This window comes from Spirulina sp. CCY15215, from assembly GCF_016888125.1.
Classification (GTDB): domain Bacteria; phylum Cyanobacteriota; class Cyanobacteriia; order Cyanobacteriales; family Spirulinaceae; genus CCY15215.
The window spans coordinates 16,558-35,061 of record NZ_JACSWA010000404.1 but is presented as its reverse complement, the minus strand read 5'-3'; the positions used below and the strand labels follow the sequence as shown (position 1 = coordinate 35,061).

Here is an 18,504-nt window from a genome sequence, read left to right as displayed (position 1 = left end):
TCTTAAAGGAGTCAGTAGCGGCGTTTTGACCACGCCTGTAAGAGTCCATTACTGGACTGCTTCCGAATCCCCGTCTCTTTAGAGCGGGGAGGGTCAAACTTAAAGAATCTAAGGAGCGATCGCAATGCCAAAAAAATACCAATTTACAGCTATCCTCGAACGAGAAGACAATGGATATGTCTCTCTTTGCCCAGAATTAGATATTGCGAGTCAAGGAGATACTATCGAACAAGCTAAAGCCAACTTACTTGAAGCAGTAGAACTTTTCCTTGAAATTGCTTCTCCTTCAGAAATTCAAAATCGCCTTAAAAATGAAATTTTGATCTCTAATTTAGAGGTATCTGTTGGGTAAACTACGAGTTTTATCGGCAAAGCAAATTTGCAAGATTTTACAAAATAATGGCTTTGTTGAAATTCGACAAAAAGGAAGCCATATTATCATGCAGAAACAAATTGAGAATGCGACAATTTCGGTTGTTATCCCGAATTATTCAGAAGTTAAAATTGGGACTTTAGCCTCAATCATTCGACAGTCTGACTTACCTCGTTCTTTATTTGAAGTTTAAATTAACCCACACCGGATATTTATTGATCTGTTTTAGATTTGGCGATCGCAATTATGTAGATATATCTTTGTTACAATTCTTGAGTGCGAGATAAATTCTTATTTAATGTAGTAAGCTGTAATTAGTCCTCAGCGCGATCGCGTGAGCGCGACAAAGCCATATCACAAAGACTCATGTTTAATTTCTTTAAATACAAAAAATCCTTAGCCTTCATTTCTCTGAGTTGCTTAGTGGTTATTCTACTGGCAACTTGCACTCAAACCGTTCCAGAATCATCGGAAATTCGCATTGGTTTAATTGCCCCTTTTAATGGTGATGCCGCAGAAACGACTGGAAATCCTACGGAACGCGGCGCAAAATTAGCCATTCAACCTATCAATGAAAAGGGTGGTTTAGAAATTGACGGCAAAAAATATCAAGTCTCTTTAATTATTAAAGACGATCGCGACAATCCCGATGAAGCGGCTGCGGTTACGAATGAATTAATTAATCAAGAAAAAGTTATTGCTATTGTTGGACCCCCTCGCAGTCGTAGCGCTATTCCTGCTGCCGAAGTCGCCGAACGCGCTAAAATCCCCATGATTAGTACAAAATCAACTAATCCCCAAACGACAGCAAATAAAGAATATGTTTTTCGGGTTATTTATACCGATGCACTCCAAGGAAAGGCGATCGCCCGTTTTTCAGCACAAGATTTAAAGATAACTAAAGCAGCAGTTCTTTATGATGTTGCTAACGATTATAGTCGAGATTTAGCCACTATTTTTAAACAAGAATTTGAAGGTTTAGGAGCGCAAGTTGTTGCTTTTGAGAATTATACCACAGATGTTCAAGACTTTCAAGTTCTCTTAACAAAAATTCGCGAAAGTAAAGCAGAATTAATCTTTTTGCCCAACTATGCAGAAGAGGTCGCAAAACAAGCGAAACAAATTAAAGAACTGGGTTTAAATGTTACTTTAATTGGTGGTGATTCTTGGGGGTCTTTATTAGAAGAAAGTTATACCGACCTTGAAGGTGCATTTCTGGCAGAAGTTTGGACGGTGGATTTGCCCAATCCTGAAAATAAACACTTTCTTGAAGAATACCATAAAACTTATCAAGAACCCGTTAATAGTCATGCTGCCTTAACTTATGATGCCGTTAATCTGATTTTAGAGATCGCCCAGAAACAAGGAAAAGCCGATCCCGAATCCATTCGCGAGGGACTGGCTCATCTGAAAAATTACCAAGGTGCAACGGGAAGTATTTCTTACGAGGGAAGTGGCGATCCGGTGAAAAGTTTGGCGATCTTACAAATCAAGAATAATAAGTTAGAATTTTATCAGCAAATCGATCCTTAACTAACTGTTTTTTACGGTTTAAATCGCTTATGTTGTGGCGCAAACTTTTCTCATTCGCGATCGCGGGATTTCTCTTGGTTATTCTTCCGATTGCCTGTTTCTCTCCTGCTACAAAAACGCCGGAAATTCCCATTGGTTTGATTGTACCTTTAACAGGAGAAGTTTCTGAACTAGCTGGAGGCGATTCAGTCAGAGGGGCTGAACTTGCTGTTAAGGAAATTAACGATACTGGAGGCTTAAAAGTCGGCGATCGCCAACAAAAAGTTAAACTATTAATTGAAGACGATCGCGATCTTCCCGATGTGGCGATCGCGGCTGCTCGTAAATTGATTTATCACGATGAAGTTGTTGCTTTAGTAGGATTACCCTTGAGTCGAATTGCCATTCCCGTTGCCAAAATTGCGGAAGAATCACACATTCCTACCATTAGTAGTTGGTCGAGTAATCCGGAAACAACTGCTGGGAAAAAATATGTTTTTCGAGTTGTTTATACTGATGACTTTGTTGGAAAAACGATCGCGCGTTGGGCTCATCACGAATTAAACTTTAAAAAAGCCGCCGTCTTGTATGATATTGCCAGTGAATACAATCGGGGATTGGCAGAATTTTTTCAACAGGAATTTGAGAAAATCGGTGGAGAAATCGTTGCCTTTGAATCGTTTACGACCAATGAAACGGATTTTACGGCTCAACTCGATCGCATTCGTAATAGCCCCGCAAAAGTTTTATTTTTACCCAATTATACCACTGAAGTTTCTCGGCAGATCGAACAAATTCAAGAGATGGGTATCCAGATTGAATTATTGGGTTGCGAGGCTTGGTCATCTTTACCTGCCCGCGATCGCCTGCATTTAGAAGGAGCATTTTTTACAGATTTATGGAGTCCAGAATTAGAAGATGTCAAAACACAGCAATTTATTCAAGATTATCGCCTTGCTTATGGGGAAATACCACGAACAGTTGCAGCTTTAACTTATGATGCAATGGGTTTACTTTTTCAAGCGATTGAATCCCAAGGAAAGATAGATTCTGAATCAATTCGTCAAGGATTAGCAAATACTAAACACTATCATGGCGTAAGTGGAAAAATGTTTTATCCCGATAATGGCGATCCTCAGCGAAGTATTTTGATGATGCAGTTTAAAGAAGGTCAAGCTACGGTTTACAAAATTATAGAACCCGACAGCATTCCTTAAATAGTGCTTAAATTAGGCGATCGCATATTGCTTATCCTACAAACTTGACCCTCACAATTCCACTATCGCGAATTTTCAAGACTATAATTTGGAAAGTTTCACGAGAAAGCACAAAGGCCGATTTTATGAATTTTTGGAAACAAAGCCTCATGTCAAGGCTAATTAGTGCCTTTTCTCTCCTGTCACTGGTCACAGTTTCCAGTTCAGGGGCGATCGCTTTTATTCGTGGGAGAGCCGAAATTGAAAAATTAGTTTTTGAGCGCTTGGAAGTTACGGCCACTTTAAAAGAAGAAGCCTTAAATTTATGGGTGGATAACCAGCGCGATGCCGTCGTTTCCCTCGCTCGCGTCCCGGAAATCCGCGATCGCGCTGGGAAATTGCTCGAACCGGAATTGGTAGACCAAGAGGCGGTTTATGATAGCTTACGGGAGTATTTAGACTCTATTCGTGCCACCCAACCCGAGTTTTTAGAACTGTTTATTTTAAGCGATATTGGCGGTCAGATTTTAGTGTCCACCGATCGCGATCGCGAAGGACAATATAGAGTTAAAGATCGCTATTTTACTGAAGGCCGTCAACAAACATTTGTACAAAATGTTTATCCCTCCTCCGCAACAGGAAAACCCACCATGACCATTGCGACACCCCTTCAGGATAGTCAAGGTACAAAAGTAGGAGTTTTAGCCGCTCAGTTAAATCTCGAAAAAATGGACAGTATCATTTTTGAGCGCACGGGGTTGGGAGAAAGTGGCGAATCTTACTTAGTCGATCGCTTTAATTTATTTGTTTCGGCAGATCGTTTCGGACGCAAGGAATACCCCAAAGGCGTTCACTCTCAAGGCATCGATCGCGCCTTACAGGGAGAAGATGGGAAAAATTTGTATCGCAACTATGCAGATATTCCCGCTATTGGTGTTTATCGTTGGATGGAGGAGCGAGAGTTAGGGTTATTAGTGGAGATTCAGCAATGGGAAGCCTTTGCCCCCGCACGGCGACTGGTGTGGACGATCGTACTGTCTGGATTAGTTTTAGCGGTTGTGTTAATCGCGATCGTCTTTGTTTTGGCCAAACAAATTACTGCCCCCATTTTGGCGATCGCCGATGTTGCCGTCAAAGTCTCTCAAGGGGATTTATCCCTTACTGCACCGGTTTTAACAGAAGACGAAGTGGGCAAATTAGCCACTTGTTTTAATCAAATGACCGCCAGAATGCAGCGAAAAATTTTGCAATTGGAGAATGAGCAGAAAAAATCGGAAGATTTGCTCCTGAATATCCTACCCGAACGAGTGGCAAAACAGTTAAAAGCAGGACAGGGGACGATCGCGGAAAGTTTTGCCGATGCGACGGTGCTTTTTGCCGATTTAGTTGGGTTTACCGCTCTTGCCTCTCAAATTCCACCTGGGGAATTAGTGAGCTTGCTTAACGAGATTTTTTCCGCGTTTGATGAGTTAGCAGAACAATACGGATTGGAAAAAATTAAGACCATTGGTGATTCTTATATGGTAGTAGGAGGCATTCCTACCCCCAAAGAAGATCGCGTTGAGGCGATCGCCGATATGGCCTTAGCGATGCAGCGAGAAATTAAGCTGATCGGGCTAGAAAGTGAGCGCTCTTTCGTGTTACGGGTAGGGATTCATACAGGTCCCGTGGTTGGGGGGGTAATTGGCTTGAAACGCTTTAGTTATGATTTATGGGGGGATACCGTTAATATTGCTTCTCGGATGGAATCTCAAGGCATTCCAGGGTGCATTCAAGTCACTGAAGAAATTTACCATCGTTTGCAAGATAAATTTCTTTTTACCGAACGTGGCGCGATCGATGTTAAAGGTAAGGGAAAAATGCAGGCTTATCTCTTATTAGAAAAGAAATTAGCCACAGATTCAACAAAATAAAACTCAGTTAAAACTTCTGACTCAGATCTAGCCAGGTCGATCGCGTAATTGGTGCGCTGCTGGAAATATAATCCACACCAGTTTCCGCTACGATTCGGATATTGTCTAAAGTTATGTTACCCGAGGCTTCAATTTTAGTGCGATCGCATTTCTCTCGAATAATTTGTACAGCCTCTCGCATCATTTCTGGAGGCATATTATCGAGCATGATAATATCGGCTTGATACGCCAACGCTTCGGCAACCTGATCGAGGTTTTCTGTCTCTACTTCAATAGTCAGGGTATAAGGAATGCGATCGCGAATTTGCTCGATCGCTTTACCAATACCTCCTGCTAAGGCAATATGATTATCTTTAATGAGTACCCCATCATCTAAACCCATACGTTGATTCCCTGCTCCTCCGACTCGAGTGGCGTACTTTTCCAGCAACCGCAATCCAGGGGTTGTCTTGCGCGTATCCACCAATTGAGGGGGTAAATCTGCAATCTGAGCCACGTATCGACTCGTCAGAGTGGCAATTCCGCTCAGTCGCATGGCTAAATTGATGGCCACTCGCTCTCCCATCAGTAAAGCATCAAGAGAGCCTTGCATTTCAGCGATAACTCCTCCGCGATCGCACCATTGACCTTCGGCAACCGTGGCCACAAATTTTACTTCCCGATCGAGCAATTGGAAAACCCTTGCCGCAATTGGCAACCCGGCAATAATACCTGCTTCTTTGGCAATCCAATGCGCTTGGAAAATCTGGGAATTCGAGATAACAAGCCCCCCAGTTGTGCGATCGCCGCGTCCAATATCTTCCAAGAGCCAGTTTTCTAGCAGGCGATCGAGTAGCAAAAATGGTGGCAAAACAGCCGTGGAGGTCTTCATCTCTATTAATTTTGATTAAAAAACTAGATTGCTCATCAATCGTTGATAATTATAGTTGAAGATTAGAAGGTAACAGCGTGACAGTTAGAGTTCGGATCGCCCCAAGTCCCACAGGAAACTTACACATCGGTACAGCCAGAACTGCCGTGTTTAATTGGTTATATGCCCGTCATCAGGGGGGAAAGTTTATCATTCGAGTAGAAGATACCGATATTTCGCGATCGCGGGACGAATACACTGACAATATTCTCAAGGGTTTAGAATGGCTGGGACTCAATTGGGACGAGGGACCCTTTTTCCAATCTCAGCGTCTCGATCTCTATCGTCAAGCGGTACAAACGTTGTTAGATAAGGGGTTGGCTTATCGCTGTTACTGTACCCCAGAGGAACTCGAGCAGATGCGGGAAGCACAAAAAGCCAGAAATGAGGCTCCCGGCTATGATAATCGCCATCGCAACCTTACCCCAGAACAACGGGAAACCTACGAGACAGAAGGACGCAAACCTGTGATTCGCTTTATCATCGACGGCGATCGCCAAATCTTTTGGCAGGATAAAATACGGGGAAAGATGTCCTGGAAAGGAAGCGATCTGGGGGGGGATATGGTGGTTGCAAGGACTCCAGAGGGAGACGAACCTTTCGGACAGCCTCTCTATAATTTGGCCGTGGTTGTAGACGATATGGAGATGAAAATAACCCATGTGATTCGAGGGGAAGATCACATCGCCAATACTGCCAAACAAATCTTACTTTATGAAGCATTAGGAGGAGAAATTCCTGAATTTGCTCACTCTCCCCTCATTTTGAACACAGAAGGGCGTAAACTTTCCAAACGGGATGGGGTTACGTCCCTAGATGATTTTAAAAATATGGGCTTTGTCCCCGAGGCGATCGCCAATTATATGATGTTATTGGGGTGGACGGCTCCGGATTCTACTCAAGAAATCTTTACCTTAGAGGAAGCTGCAAAACTCTTCACTCTGGATCGGGTCAATAAAGCGGGGGCAAAATTTGATTGGGATAAATTAGACTGGATTAATAGCCAATATCTGCATAAGATGTCTCCGGAAATATTGGTCGATTTATTAATTCCTTACTGGCAAAATGCAGGGTATGAATTCAATTCTGAAGGCGATCGCTCATGGCTAATCGAATTAACTGGAATTATTGCCCCCAGCTTAACTCGCTTATCTGATGCTGTTGCAGAAAGTCGTCTCTTATTTGGAGATTCTATCATTTTTGATGACAAAGGCCAAGCACAAATCGAACAAGAAGGAGTCAAAGAAATTTTTGCAGCAATTCTGACGGCGATCGCCGACTATCCCGAAATGACCTCGGAAGATGCCAAGGCAATTATCCAACAAGTTACTAAGGAGAAAAAAGTCAAAAAAGGATTTGTCATGAAGTCTCTACGCGCTGGTTTAACAGGAGAATTACAAGGTCCCGACCTCATTCAATCCTGGGTACTCCTCCATCGTCGCGGCTGGGACAAAACCAGGTTACAATCGACAGTTGATAGTTGATAGTTGATAGTTGATAGTAATGCTTGAGAGGATTCTAACAACCAAACAATAACAACCAAAAAACAAAATGTCTACTCGAATTTTAGTGGTTGAAGATGAGGCTAAACTTGCCCAATTCATCGAGTTAGAACTCAAATATGAGGGTTATGAAGTAACGGTGGCTAATGATGGGTTATCGGGTTTGTCTACTGCACGAGAAAGCCAACCCGATCTCATTATCCTCGATTGGATGTTACCTGGCATTCCGGGGATAGAGATTTGCCAACGCTTGCGGACCACGGGGGATAAAGTTCCTATTATTTTACTAACTGCAAAAGATGAGGTCAACGATCGCGTTAAAGGGTTAGATGCTGGGGCAGATGATTATATAGTCAAGCCTTTTAGTATCGAAGAACTTCTCGCAAGAGTGCGTGCGGCTTTACGTCGCACCAAAGAACAAGAAACCAATCTTCTGCAATTCTCAGATTTAAAACTTAATCGCAGCAGTCGAGAGGTTTTTCGCGGTAGCCGACGCATTGAATTAACGGCAAAAGAGTTCGATTTATTAGAGTATTTACTTGCTCATCCTCGTCAAGTCCTCACAAGAGATCAGATTCTCGAACGAGTTTGGGGTTATGACTTTATGGGAGATTCTAATATAATTGAAGTTTATGTTCGTTATTTGCGCTTGAAACTTGAAGCCGAAGGAGAATCGCGTCTCATTCAAACTGTGCGAGGCGTTGGCTATGTAGTGAGAGAACAATCTTAGGTCTTAAGTTAGAGGAGGAGCAAAACGCGCAAAAACGGTTAATCCGACAATAAAGGCGATCGCCACGAAAAGAATCCAAAGAATCCAGATAATGCGGAGATTTTTGGCATTCATAACTAAACGAGGAAAGTAATTTAATTCTAGGATAGCGCGATCGCTCTAAAATGCTAAGAGAATATTCTTGCAAGTCGATTATTATTTATTCATGTTTGTATACGCTAAAATCGCGATCGAGCCAGATTATATGAAACACTTCACCGTCACGATATCCAACCATTATACCAATTGAGTTTTAAAATGCTCTTTCAAGGAGTCAAGGGGAATTTCAGAACCCGGAGATGTATTTTTCGACGGTGGTTCATTGTGGGCAAGATTTCGCAATTTCCAAGCTGAAAATTGTCCGTAAACTTCATACACTTCTTCCAAGACTTCTTTTGTCTCATCATCAAATTTGGAATAATCAAAATTTTCTGGAAAAGGCAAACTTCCAGAGCCATACTGTTTATAGTAATAATAAATTTCTGGAACTACAGGTCCATGAATCCAAGACTCAATTTGCTCCGGAAACAGAGGGCGATCGAAAAGTGCTAAATATAGCCCTTGAGCATAATACAATAACTTCTGTAATTTTAAGTTAGAGATTAGCTCTCCAGAACTACCATTATCGTTATCGGCCAAAGCTAAAAAGTATTCGGCTACATCTCGCGCACTCACCATAACGGCTAACCTCCTCATTCTCGTCAATACCTATATTTTACCTCGCTTCTCCAATAGGCAGGAATTCCTCAAATATCGAACAATTCTCAACTGTGGTAGGCAAGACGATCGCCTTTTCCCATCGCGCGATCGCAAAACGTCCTGAGAAAGGTTAACATTAGTTAATATAGTGACATGACAAACGCAAAATAATAAATCTGTCAACAAGCGCCTCCTCGCTTCCAGCCAGTGAAGCCAGCCATCTAAATATATCCACCCTTATACCGTTACGATAGGAGTTCCACCGCGTGAGCAACAACAAAAATAAAAAATGGCGCAATGCAGGACTGTACGTTCTTTTGGTGATTGTCGTCCTTGCCTTGGGGTCTGCCCTATTAGAGAGTCCAGGGGAAAGTCGCAAAACTTGGAAATATAGCCAACTCATCCAAGCCGTGCAAAGCGATCGCATCGATCGCATTAAACTCAGCGCCGATCGCACCCAAGCCCTCGTCACCGATCCCGATGATGTCAACGGCACTCAGGCGATCGTCAACCTTCCCAACGATCCCCAACTGATTCAGATTTTAACGGAACATAACGTTGATATTGCCGTTCAACCCCCAAAAGATGACGGCTTTTGGTTTCGCATTCTTAGCAGTCTCTTCGTCCCAGCCTTATTATTAATCGGTTTATTTTTCCTGTTACGTCGCGCTTCTAGCGGTCCGGGTTCCCAAGCGATGAACTTTGGCAAATCAAAAGCGCGGGTACAAATGGAGCCTCAAACCCAAGTCACCTTTGGCGATGTAGCCGGTATCGAACAAGCTAAATTAGAACTCGCTGAAGTCGTAGACTTCCTCAAAAACGCCGATCGCTTTACCGCTATTGGAGCCAAAATTCCCAAAGGCGTTCTTTTAGTCGGACCTCCAGGAACGGGTAAAACCCTCTTGGCCAAAGCCGTTGCAGGAGAAGCTGGCGTTCCTTTCTTTAGCATTTCTGGTTCCGAATTCGTAGAAATGTTTGTCGGTGTCGGTGCTTCTCGGGTACGCGACCTTTTTGAGCAAGCCAAAGCTAACGCCCCCTGTATTGTCTTCATCGATGAAATTGATGCCGTCGGTCGCAGTCGCGGCGCAGGTTTAGGGGGAGGTAACGACGAACGAGAACAAACCCTGAACCAGTTACTCACAGAAATGGACGGGTTTGAAGGCAATACCGGAATTATTATTATTGCCGCCACCAACCGCCCCGATGTGCTGGATGCCGCCCTGTTGCGTCCTGGTCGCTTCGATCGCCAAGTTGTGGTTGATCGCCCCGACTATGCCGGTCGTCGGGAAATTCTCCAAGTTCACGCCCGAGGCAAAACCCTAGCCAAGGACATGGACCTCGAAAAAATTGCGCGTCGGACTCCAGGTTTTACCGGTGCCGATCTGTCTAACTTGTTAAATGAAGCTGCAATTTTAGCAGCACGGCGCAATTTGACGGAAATCTCAATGGATGAAATCAACGATGCGATCGATCGCGTCTTGGCAGGTCCTGAGAAAAAAGACCGGGTAATGAGTGAGAAGCGCAAACAATTGGTGGCTTACCACGAATCGGGTCACGCTTTAGTCGGCGCACTGATGCCGGACTACGACCCCGTGCAGAAAATTAGCATTATTCCTCGGGGTCGCGCTGGAGGTCTGACTTGGTTCACTCCTAGCGAAGAACGCATGGATTCTGGCTTATACTCTCGTTCTTACCTGCAAAATCAAATGGCTGTTGCCCTTGGGGGTCGCGTCGCGGAAGAAATTATCTTTGGGGAAGAAGAAGTCACTACGGGTGCTTCTAATGACCTGCAACAGGTGGCACGGGTTGCCCGTCAGATGATTACCCGCTTCGGTATGAGCGATGTTCTCGGTCCTGTGGCCTTGGGTCGCCAGAATAGTAACGTTTTCCTCGGTCGGGAAATTGCCAGCGATCGCGATTTCTCTGACGAAACGGCAGCCCTCATTGATGAGGAAGTCCGCAAGTTAGTTGATGTTGCCTATTCCCGCGCTACGCAAGTATTAACAGAAAATCGCACTATTCTCGATCGCCTAGCAGAAATGTTAGTCGAAAAAGAAACTGTTGATGCCGAAGAATTGCAAGAACTCTTGAATACAAATGACATCAAAATGGCTGCTTTTGTATAACGTTTTTATCCCTCATTATTGAGTAGGGGTTTGGTCTCCAAACCTCTCATTATTGAGTAGGGGTTTGGTCTCCAAACCTAGTCCCCAAACCCCTAATTTTTCATTGTAAAAACTGTGTTTACTGGATTAATTCAAGGATTGGGCAAAATTCAGCCTCAAGGTAGAGATCGATTTACTATTTCTGTTGAAAAAGAAAATTCGACAGGAATTCTCCTAGATTTAGAAATTGGCGATAGTGTTGCTGTTGATGGGGTTTGTTTAACGGTTGAGGAAATTTCCCCCCGAGGATTTATCGCAACGGCTTCTCCGGAAACTTTACAGCGCACTAGCTTGGGAATAAAAAGTGAAATATCAAGTTCTGTTAATCTAGAAACCTCACTTCGTGCCGGAGGTAAAATTGGTGGGCATTTTGTTACGGGTCATGTAGATGGCCTGGGCTGTTTACTCGAGTCGGTGCAAAGCGATCGCGCTTGGGAAATGAAGTTTGTCCCGGTGCCTTCTTTGGCTGCCCAGTGGTCGCGCCACATTGCCCGCTATATTGTTTCTAAAGGGAGTATTGCAGTTAATGGGATTAGTTTAACGATCGCCGACTGCGATCGCGCGGGGAATTGGTTTACCGTTGCTGTTATTCCTCATACCTACACCGAAACCAATCTCTCCTCTCTTCAACCTGGAGATTGGGTTAACTTAGAGGGAGATATTTTAGGAAAATATGTGGAAAAATTATTGGGCTATTCTACTCCTGAAGAAACGCGATCGCAAGATGTTGATTTAGCATTTTTGGCTCAACATGGATATGCTTGATAGTTGATAGTTGATAGTTGATAATTGATAGCGATTCACTGAGTTTGTTCAAGTATTGAAAATATTTTGAATATGGATGATAAAACCCGATTGAAGGAACACTTACTGGAAATTATTCGCGATCGCGATCCTTTTTTCGCATCCGTAGGGCATTTTTATGTTCGTGAATATATCTACCAAAAATTGCAACAATGGGGAACAGTAGAACGCGATCGCTTTCAATTTAATGGTCGCACTCATCAAAATCTTGTCCTCAAACTTCCCTCTCGAAATCCTAACAACAAACCTAGCATTTTAATTGGCGCTCATTACGATACTGTTCCCAATTCTTCTGGTGCCGATGATAATGCAACAGGTGTTGCCGTTTTATTAGAATTAGCGCGTATTCTTGCCACCGATCCTTGCGACTATCCCTTACAATTAGTTGCTTTCGATCTTGAAGAATTTGGCTTACACGGAAGCCGAAATTATGCCCAGAAATTGCGTCAGAAAAAAGAGCCTTTATACTTAGCAATTGCTCTAGAAATGCTAGGCTATTTTGATACAACTCCTAACTCTCAACAGTATCCTCCAGGACTAAAATACTTTTACCCCGATCGCGGCGATTTTATTGCACTATTGGGCAGTTTAAGAACAATTCCCGATCTGATTTCTTTGCATCGCAATTTCCTCAAAAACGAGATATCCTGTCAGTGGCTACCCGTTCCTTTTAGGGGATATATCCTTCCCGATACTCGTCGTAGCGACCATGCACCTTTTTGGGATGCGGGATATCGAGGTATAATGGTGACAGATACGAGTAATTTTCGCAATCCTCATTATCATCAGCCTAGCGATCGCCTCGAAACATTGAATCTGGATAAATTAACTGCTGTTTTACGAGGTTTAGTTGATTGGCTGCGATCGCTTTAACAAGGATTCGCGGGGTACATCTCAAAAATGTAAATTTATTGATTATTGATTATCCATGAACACTGCTGTATTATCTTCAACTTTCTTTCTAACATTGCTTTTGGCGATCGGTTTATTTTTCTTTATTCGTGCTTCCGTTAAAGAACGAATCGAAGAAATCCAACTATTCACGGAAGAAACACGAGAATCTTTATTAGAAAAATTACAAACATATTTCGATCGCCGCGCTTATAAAGTCACCGCATCAGAAAGCGATCGCTTAACATTTGAAGGGTTTGTGCGTCCAAGTTGGTTTTTAGCAATTTTCCTCTCGGTTTTAGCGGCGATCGGTTTACTCTCCTTAGCTTTGGTTTTTGCTTATTTATTTCCGGCGATCGGTAATTTCTTTATTGGTTTAGTGATTATTGCACCATTAGCTGGCTATTTTTATTGGAAAGGTGCAGGACGAGTCGAACAAGTTTTGATTAAAATAGAAACAGAAGCAACCAATAAAAATCGAATTTTGGTGCGAGGTCATCGCGATGAATTAATCCAACTCAAACGTACTTTTCCTTTTGCAACCCAATAAACCAATGGTTCAAACTGTATCTAAAACCGAACCTCTGACTCCTTTTCCCGACCATACCCAACTTCCCGATGAGGATGGAACATTTGTGAAGAATTTTCAAGAACATCCCCAAAGTTTATTGCTGACAGATTCTCTCAGTTCTATTTTGCAACAACTACATCCCGACGGACAGTATTGCATCGGTCAAGATTGCGGCATTTATTGGCGAGAAACCGAACCCCCCGAACGCGGTGCGGAAGCCCCCGATTGGTTCTATGTCCCTAATGTTCCCCCTAATCTTGACGGACAAATTAGACGCTCTTATGTTATTTGGCGAGAACATATTAGTCCTACCATTGTGCTTGAATTTGCTTCGGGAGATGGTTCCGAGGAACGCGATCGCACTCCCTTATCTCGTTCTTCAGAAGGCGATCTCATCAAACCCGGTAAATTTTGGGTCTACGAACAAATCATGCGAATTGCCTATTACGGCATTTTTATCGTGACAACGGGAGAATTAGAAATGTATCAACTGGTTGGCGATCGCTACGAACCCATGACCCCCGGCGATCGCGGCCATTATGCCATCATTCCCATGCAGGTTGAGTTAGGAGTTTGGGAAGGAATCTATCAAAACCAATCCCAACAATGGTTGCGGTGGTGGGATGTAGATGGAAACTTATTGCCAATCGGTCAAGAATTAGCACAACAAGAACGCTTAGAAAAGGAACGAGAACGTCTAGAAAAAGAACGAGAACGTTCGGAAAAAGAACAAGAACGTTCGGAAAAAGAACAAGAACGGCAAAAACGCCTCAAGCTAGTGGAAAAGCTGCGATCGCTTTCTCCAGAACAACTCGAAGCCCTAGGAATTAATGCCAATGATTTAATCTAAATTTTAATCAATAACGCGGATTAATCCATGACTCACAGCTTCATAAATGCGATTTACTTCTCCTTGATGAGTATCACCTAAAACGCCATCAAACAATAAAGACATAAGTAAATTTTGATCTTCGCGGGTAATCTTGCGGGAAGCGAGAATCTCTCCGATGACTCGATGGATTTGATCTTGGGAACTTAAAGTTTGAGTTGGCATAAGATTAAAAACACAAATGGACTCCCGACACTCTCTAAGATGCTTGCATTTCGCTAAAAAGACAGCGATCTCGCCATGAGGTTGCTTGTGAATGCGATCGCATCAATATCCGATCGCCGTCACCTCAAATGCAACATTTCATCAAGATTATGCCTCTTAACCCCGTTGCACCTTCTAGAATGAGGGTCTGAAAAAAGATTTTGGGAGCTTAGGCGTTATGAGTTTGGGAATTATTGCTGCAATTGTTTACGGGATTATTGCGATCGGGGGGGGAATTATGGGCTATATTCGCGCCCAAAGCAAAATCTCTCTTATCTCCGGCTGTGGGAGCGGTCTTTTGTTACTCATTGCGGGATTGTTGTCTTTACAGGGACAAATCTGGGGTTTGACAGTAGCGATCGCCATTACCGCAATTCTAATTGTCACCTTTATCGTTCGTTTAGCTAAAACTCGTAAAATGATGCCTGCCAGTTTAATGATCGGTTTAGGAGTTCCCGCTTTGGCTTTAATGATTCTAGGATAAAATACAATCATCCGTAGGGGCGCAATGCTTGCGCCCTGTTTGCTTGCGCCCTGTTTGTTTTCGCCCTATTTTCTTGCACCTTATTTGCTATTTTTATATATTTTTTAAGTATGATTAGACCGAGAAAAAGTTTTGCTCAACATTGGTTGCGATCGGAAGTTGTCTTAGAAAAAATTGTCAAAGCAGCAGAAATAAAGGAAGGCGATCGCATTTTGGAAATTGGACCCGGTACAGGTATTCTCACTCGTCGTCTTTTAGCGGAAACGAATGCTTTAGTTTCCGTAGAAGTCGATCGGGATTTGTGTAAGCATTTGGTTAAAAAATTGGGAGAGAAAGAGAATTTTATGTTGCTACAAGGAGATATTTTAGAACTCGATCTCGATGCAACATTAGCCAACTTTCCCAAATTCCAAAATCCCAATAAAGTTGTTGCTAATATTCCTTATAATATCACAGGTCCGATCTTAAAAATACTTTTAGGAACAATTGTCCAACCCGTTAGGCAATCTTACGATTCTATTGTTTTACTCGTACAAAAAGAAATCTGCGATCGCCTTTGTGCCAAACCCAATTCTAAAAATTTTGGGGCATTATCCGTGCGAGTCCAATATTTAGCGAACTGTGAATTAATCTGTGATGTCCCTGCAACAGCCTTCTATCCCCCTCCCAAGGTCAATTCAGCCGTTGTTCGCTTGCGACCCTACTTAAGAGAAAAAAAGGTTCGCGATCCCCGTCATTTAGCCATGTTAGTTAAATTGGGATTTGCTAATAAGCGGAAAATGTTACGCAATAATTTAAAAAGTTTGATTGAACCCGATCGCCTTTCTCTTCTACTGGAAGAATTAAACCTCGATCCTCAATCTCGGGGGGAAGATATTAGTGTCGAAAAATGGATTGAACTCAGCGATCGCATCACTTCTATTGAAGCCTTGTAATATAGATGAGAGAGTTAAAAAGAAGAGTGCATCTCAAAAAGATAAATCCATTGAAATTATTTTTTTCCCACTAACCAAAAAGTTCTCATCTCTCCTTTTCCCTTAACCGGAATCAAACCCCGTTCCTCAAATTCATAGCGATCGCGCAAAATTTTGTAAGTATTTTCTGTAACTTGAATGTGTCCAGGTTGTCCATGAGATTCCATGCGACTGGCAGTATTTACCGTATCTCCCCACAGATCGTAAATAAACTTCTTAGTACCAATAACTCCCGCTACCACCGACCCCGTATTGATGCCAACACGAATGGCAAAATTTTGTTGGGTTTTCGTATTAATTCGAGCGACCGCGGCCTGCATTTCCAACGCCATATCTGCGATAGTTTCTGCATGATCGATCCGAACTTCTGGTAATCCTCCTACCACCATATAAGCATCGCCGATAGTTTTAATTTTTTCTAATTTATACTTTTCGGTCAAGCGATCGAATTCAGAAAAAATTCCATTTAATTGTTCTACCACTTCAATAGGCGATAAGTGTGCTGACATCTCCGTAAATCCGACCAAATCGGCAAACAATACCGTTACTGCATCAAAACTATCGGCAATTGTTTGATCTTCTTTGAGGCGATCGGCAATGGATTTGGGCAGAATATTTAAGAGCAAATTTTCACTTTTTTCCTGTTGTTTTTGTAAGGCTGCTTCGGCTTGTTTGCGCTTGACAAATTGACCTAATTGATTCCCCATTGCCGCCATCATTTGCAGTAAATTCTCATCGGGAGGTAACTTTTCTCGACCGAAAAAACTCATTACTCCTAACATTTCATTGCCGCTTTGAATGGGAAATGCAAACGCCGATCGCAGTCCCGATCGCGCTGCGGAAGAATTCAAACCAAAGTCTGTATCGCCACTGAGATCGGCAATCCATTGAGGATATCCCCTCTCCCAAACTCGTCCCGCTAAACCAGTTCCTGCTTGTAAAATCACTATTCCTGTAATATTAATAAACTCAGTCACAATAGCCTCGGGGTTCGTCCATAAATCCATACGACGCAAACCCGAATGGGGCGATAATTCGGTGTGATCGAGAGGGGCTGTTGTCGTAAAATTAGCAGTAATGGTTTTATGGCCTTCTTCTGGTATGGGTTGCCATAACTCTCCCACATCCCAACCCAAAATCTCTCCGATCGCCTTTAAAATGCGTTGAGTATCGGTTTCAAGAGAAGAAGATTCAGATAAAATATTAGCGATCGCATATTGAGCCGTTAGTCGTTGCTGAGTGCGTTTGCGTTCGGTAATATCGCGCCCAATATAAACAATTTCCGGCGTTAAAGTTAAATCTTGCGCTTCCGATCCAACTTGAATCAGGGAACAAGAAAAAGCAACATCAATCTTAGAATCGGTTTTAGTCCGACAACTCACCTCAATATTACAGGTTAATCCTCCTTCTCGTGCAATGGTTTCTTGTAATGGGTAAAAAATGCGATCGCCTTCTTCAACTAACAAAGAAAGATGTTTCTCAATTAAATCATTTTTTGCATACCCAAATAATCGTTCTGTTGCTTCATTAACAGTTTTAATAATTTGCTGGGTATCAGTGACAATTAAAGCATCAGCGATAGAAGTAACGATGCGATTAATATAATTGCGCGAAGCCGTCAGCGCTAAATTGAGTAACTTCGTTTCATTAGTCGATTGAACTAAAGTTTGTTCTAGAGTCATTTTCTCGGTGACATCTTCAACAAACAAAATCAATAAATTCTTTTTATTCTCGATTTGTCCATAATGCTGAAAATACAAATCAATATATAAATTTGTTTTGCGATCGCCTTGGCGAGTAATCCCTTGTAGGGCAAAATCTTCTCGTTCTCCTGCTAAAATTTCTGCTAAAATCTCCTCACAGCCAAATAGTTCCGGAAACCCTTCCCGAATGTCTTGTCCCATTTCAATGAAATCAGATTTATCAACAAATTGTTGAACGCCCTGCGATCGCGCAATAATTGCTAAATCTGGATCGAGAACCAGATAATGAATGTGATGGGGAATAATGATATTGTGCATGGGATTAAATTATCCGTTACCAATTCTCAGGAAGCGAATAACGAATAATAACGAACAAATAAATTAGACAGCAACAAGCATACTCGCCGCCAATTCGTGAAAAAGGTCATTTACGTCTTTTCCTGTTTTTGCCGAAGTTGCATAAGTGGCAATGACTTGGGGATAATCAGCTTGAAATTGATTGTTTGAGTGAGAAAGTTGCAAGACTTTCTCTTCACTAATCAAATCTGATTTATTCAAAGCAATAATAACCCATCCTTTGGGATTTATTTTAAAAAATAAATCCAGATGATCCCGTAAATGCTCCATCGTTTCTTGACGCTTGACATCGGCAACAATAATTGCACCCTTTGCACCCTGAAGATAAGCCGGGGCGATTGATTTAAACTGCGTTTGCCCCTCAATGTCCCAAATCAAAAGTTCAACGAGTTTTTCTTCTTCTTTTTCTCCCTGTTTCAGATTGACGACTTTGCGAGATAATTTTACTCCCACGGTAGATAAATATTCGTCACTAAATTGATCATCCACAAATCGACGAATTAGACTGGTTTTTCCTACACTGAAATCCCCAATCAGACAAATTTTCTTGGAAATTTTACCCATAAACTACTCTACCAAAAATCCTTA

At 42.4% G+C, this 18,504-nt stretch carries 19 protein-coding genes; 14 read left to right on the top strand and 5 right to left on the bottom strand.

The annotated features are described in order from the left end of the window. The first annotated feature begins 124 nt into the window (after positions 1-124). The 5 genes from JUI58_RS11595 to JUI58_RS11575 all read left to right on the top strand — a co-directional run bounded on the left by JUI58_RS11595 (position 125) and on the right by JUI58_RS11575 (position 4,994). Positions 125-352 carry a type II toxin-antitoxin system HicB family antitoxin gene (locus JUI58_RS11595; protein WP_204103947.1) on the top strand — a complete coding sequence of 76 codons (228 nt, stop codon included), beginning with the start codon at positions 125-127 and terminating at the stop codon, positions 350-352. After that, entirely contained in the window at positions 345-566 is a 222-nt protein-coding gene (locus JUI58_RS11590) for a type II toxin-antitoxin system HicA family toxin (protein ID WP_204103946.1), read from the top strand. The genes JUI58_RS11595 and JUI58_RS11590 overlap by 8 nt, the downstream gene beginning before the upstream one ends. Positions 567-739: 173 nt before the next feature. After that, complete coding sequence (locus JUI58_RS11585; RefSeq protein ID WP_204103945.1) at positions 740-1,906, top strand: ABC transporter substrate-binding protein; 1,167 nt, start codon at positions 740-742, stop codon at positions 1,904-1,906. 29 nt (positions 1,907-1,935) lie between these two features. Further along, the gene (locus JUI58_RS11580) at positions 1,936-3,102 is read left to right on the top strand and encodes an ABC transporter substrate-binding protein (protein WP_204103944.1); all 1,167 of its coding nucleotides are present in this window, start codon (positions 1,936-1,938) and stop codon (positions 3,100-3,102) included. 149 nt (positions 3,103-3,251) lie between these two features. Then, positions 3,252-4,994: an adenylate/guanylate cyclase domain-containing protein gene (locus JUI58_RS11575; RefSeq protein ID WP_204103943.1), complete on the top strand. Its 1,743-nt coding sequence runs from the start codon at positions 3,252-3,254 to the stop codon at positions 4,992-4,994. A 7-nt stretch (positions 4,995-5,001) separates the two neighbouring features. Here JUI58_RS11575 and nadC read toward each other — a convergent pair whose 3' ends face one another. Beyond that, positions 5,002-5,865: a carboxylating nicotinate-nucleotide diphosphorylase gene (gene nadC, locus JUI58_RS11570; RefSeq protein ID WP_204103942.1), complete on the bottom strand. Its 864-nt coding sequence runs from the start codon at positions 5,863-5,865 to the stop codon at positions 5,002-5,004. 77 nt (positions 5,866-5,942) lie between these two features. Here nadC and gltX point away from each other — a divergent pair, with 77 nt between their 5' ends. Beyond that, on the top strand, positions 5,943-7,388 hold the full coding sequence (gltX, locus tag JUI58_RS11565) for a glutamate--tRNA ligase (RefSeq protein WP_204103941.1): 1,446 nt from the start codon (positions 5,943-5,945) through the stop codon (positions 7,386-7,388). Between the two features lie 67 nt (positions 7,389-7,455). Further along, entirely contained in the window at positions 7,456-8,136 is a 681-nt protein-coding gene (locus JUI58_RS11560) for a response regulator transcription factor (protein WP_204103940.1), read from the top strand. 276 nt (positions 8,137-8,412) lie between these two features. Here JUI58_RS11560 and JUI58_RS11555 read toward each other — a convergent pair whose 3' ends face one another. After that, on the bottom strand, positions 8,413-8,853 hold the full coding sequence (locus JUI58_RS11555; RefSeq protein WP_204103939.1) for a type II toxin-antitoxin system antitoxin SocA domain-containing protein: 441 nt from the start codon (positions 8,851-8,853) through the stop codon (positions 8,413-8,415). Between the two features lie 287 nt (positions 8,854-9,140). Here JUI58_RS11555 and ftsH3 point away from each other — a divergent pair, with 287 nt between their 5' ends. The 5 genes from ftsH3 (at position 9,141) to JUI58_RS11530 (ending at position 14,155) form a co-directional block, all read left to right on the top strand. Beyond that, entirely contained in the window at positions 9,141-11,000 is a 1,860-nt protein-coding gene (gene ftsH3 / locus JUI58_RS11550; RefSeq protein ID WP_204103938.1) for an ATP-dependent zinc metalloprotease FtsH3, read from the top strand. 114 nt (positions 11,001-11,114) lie between these two features. Next, the gene (gene ribE / locus JUI58_RS11545) at positions 11,115-11,804 is read left to right on the top strand and encodes a riboflavin synthase (RefSeq protein ID WP_204103937.1); all 690 of its coding nucleotides are present in this window, start codon (positions 11,115-11,117) and stop codon (positions 11,802-11,804) included. Between the two features lie 72 nt (positions 11,805-11,876). After that, the gene (locus JUI58_RS11540; protein ID WP_204103936.1) at positions 11,877-12,716 is read left to right on the top strand and encodes a M28 family peptidase; all 840 of its coding nucleotides are present in this window, start codon (positions 11,877-11,879) and stop codon (positions 12,714-12,716) included. Between the two features lie 55 nt (positions 12,717-12,771). Then, positions 12,772-13,284: a cofactor assembly of complex C subunit B gene (locus tag JUI58_RS11535; RefSeq protein ID WP_204103935.1), complete on the top strand. Its 513-nt coding sequence runs from the start codon at positions 12,772-12,774 to the stop codon at positions 13,282-13,284. A 4-nt stretch (positions 13,285-13,288) separates the two neighbouring features. Further along, positions 13,289-14,155 (top strand): Uma2 family endonuclease, encoded by an 867-nt coding sequence (locus tag JUI58_RS11530; RefSeq protein WP_204103934.1) that lies wholly within the window; start codon positions 13,289-13,291, stop codon positions 14,153-14,155. A 3-nt stretch (positions 14,156-14,158) separates the two neighbouring features. Here the strand turns inward: JUI58_RS11530 and JUI58_RS11525 are convergent, their stop codons facing one another. After that, a complete protein-coding gene (locus tag JUI58_RS11525; protein ID WP_204103933.1) occupies positions 14,159-14,359 on the bottom strand; it encodes a hypothetical protein in 201 nt (66 codons plus the stop codon). Between the two features lie 217 nt (positions 14,360-14,576). On the opposite strand from JUI58_RS11525, the gene JUI58_RS11520 reads away from it, so the two are divergent. After that, positions 14,577-14,882 carry a TMEM14 family protein gene (locus tag JUI58_RS11520; protein ID WP_204103932.1) on the top strand — a complete coding sequence of 102 codons (306 nt, stop codon included), beginning with the start codon at positions 14,577-14,579 and terminating at the stop codon, positions 14,880-14,882. Between the two features lie 110 nt (positions 14,883-14,992). Beyond that, positions 14,993-15,817, top strand: a complete 825-nt coding sequence (rsmA, locus tag JUI58_RS11515) for a 16S rRNA (adenine(1518)-N(6)/adenine(1519)-N(6))-dimethyltransferase RsmA (protein WP_204103931.1) — start codon at positions 14,993-14,995, stop codon at positions 15,815-15,817. A 56-nt stretch (positions 15,818-15,873) separates the two neighbouring features. On the opposite strand, the gene JUI58_RS11510 is transcribed toward rsmA, so the two are convergent. Further along, positions 15,874-17,877, bottom strand: coding sequence for an adenylate/guanylate cyclase domain-containing protein (locus JUI58_RS11510; RefSeq protein ID WP_204103930.1), 2,004 nt, complete (start codon positions 17,875-17,877; stop codon positions 15,874-15,876). A gap of 63 nt (positions 17,878-17,940) precedes the next feature. Next, positions 17,941-18,480 carry a Rab family GTPase gene (locus JUI58_RS11505; protein WP_204103929.1) on the bottom strand — a complete coding sequence of 180 codons (540 nt, stop codon included), beginning with the start codon at positions 18,478-18,480 and terminating at the stop codon, positions 17,941-17,943. Between the last annotated feature and the right edge of the window lie 24 nt (positions 18,481-18,504).

Coding starts and splice junctions, on each gene's coding strand:
- JUI58_RS11575 (WP_204103943.1), top strand. CDS start 3,252: ATGTCAAGGCTAATTAGTGCCTTTTCTCTCCTGTCACTGGTCACAGTT.
- JUI58_RS11585 (WP_204103945.1), top strand. CDS start 740: ATGTTTAATTTCTTTAAATACAAAAAATCCTTAGCCTTCATTTCTCTG.
- JUI58_RS11520 (WP_204103932.1), top strand. CDS start 14,577: ATGAGTTTGGGAATTATTGCTGCAATTGTTTACGGGATTATTGCGATC.
- JUI58_RS11525 (WP_204103933.1), bottom strand. CDS start 14,359: ATGCCAACTCAAACTTTAAGTTCCCAAGATCAAATCCATCGAGTCATC.
- JUI58_RS11560 (WP_204103940.1), top strand. CDS start 7,456: ATGTCTACTCGAATTTTAGTGGTTGAAGATGAGGCTAAACTTGCCCAA.
- JUI58_RS11540 (WP_204103936.1), top strand. CDS start 11,877: ATGGATGATAAAACCCGATTGAAGGAACACTTACTGGAAATTATTCGC.
- JUI58_RS11505 (WP_204103929.1), bottom strand. CDS start 18,480: ATGGGTAAAATTTCCAAGAAAATTTGTCTGATTGGGGATTTCAGTGTA.
- JUI58_RS11555 (WP_204103939.1), bottom strand. CDS start 8,853: ATGGTGAGTGCGCGAGATGTAGCCGAATACTTTTTAGCTTTGGCCGAT.
- JUI58_RS11535 (WP_204103935.1), top strand. CDS start 12,772: ATGAACACTGCTGTATTATCTTCAACTTTCTTTCTAACATTGCTTTTG.
- JUI58_RS11580 (WP_204103944.1), top strand. CDS start 1,936: ATGTTGTGGCGCAAACTTTTCTCATTCGCGATCGCGGGATTTCTCTTG.
- rsmA (WP_204103931.1), top strand. CDS start 14,993: ATGATTAGACCGAGAAAAAGTTTTGCTCAACATTGGTTGCGATCGGAA.
- JUI58_RS11595 (WP_204103947.1), top strand. CDS start 125: ATGCCAAAAAAATACCAATTTACAGCTATCCTCGAACGAGAAGACAAT.
- JUI58_RS11510 (WP_204103930.1), bottom strand. CDS start 17,877: ATGCACAATATCATTATTCCCCATCACATTCATTATCTGGTTCTCGAT.
- JUI58_RS11530 (WP_204103934.1), top strand. CDS start 13,289: ATGGTTCAAACTGTATCTAAAACCGAACCTCTGACTCCTTTTCCCGAC.
- nadC (WP_204103942.1), bottom strand. CDS start 5,865: ATGAAGACCTCCACGGCTGTTTTGCCACCATTTTTGCTACTCGATCGC.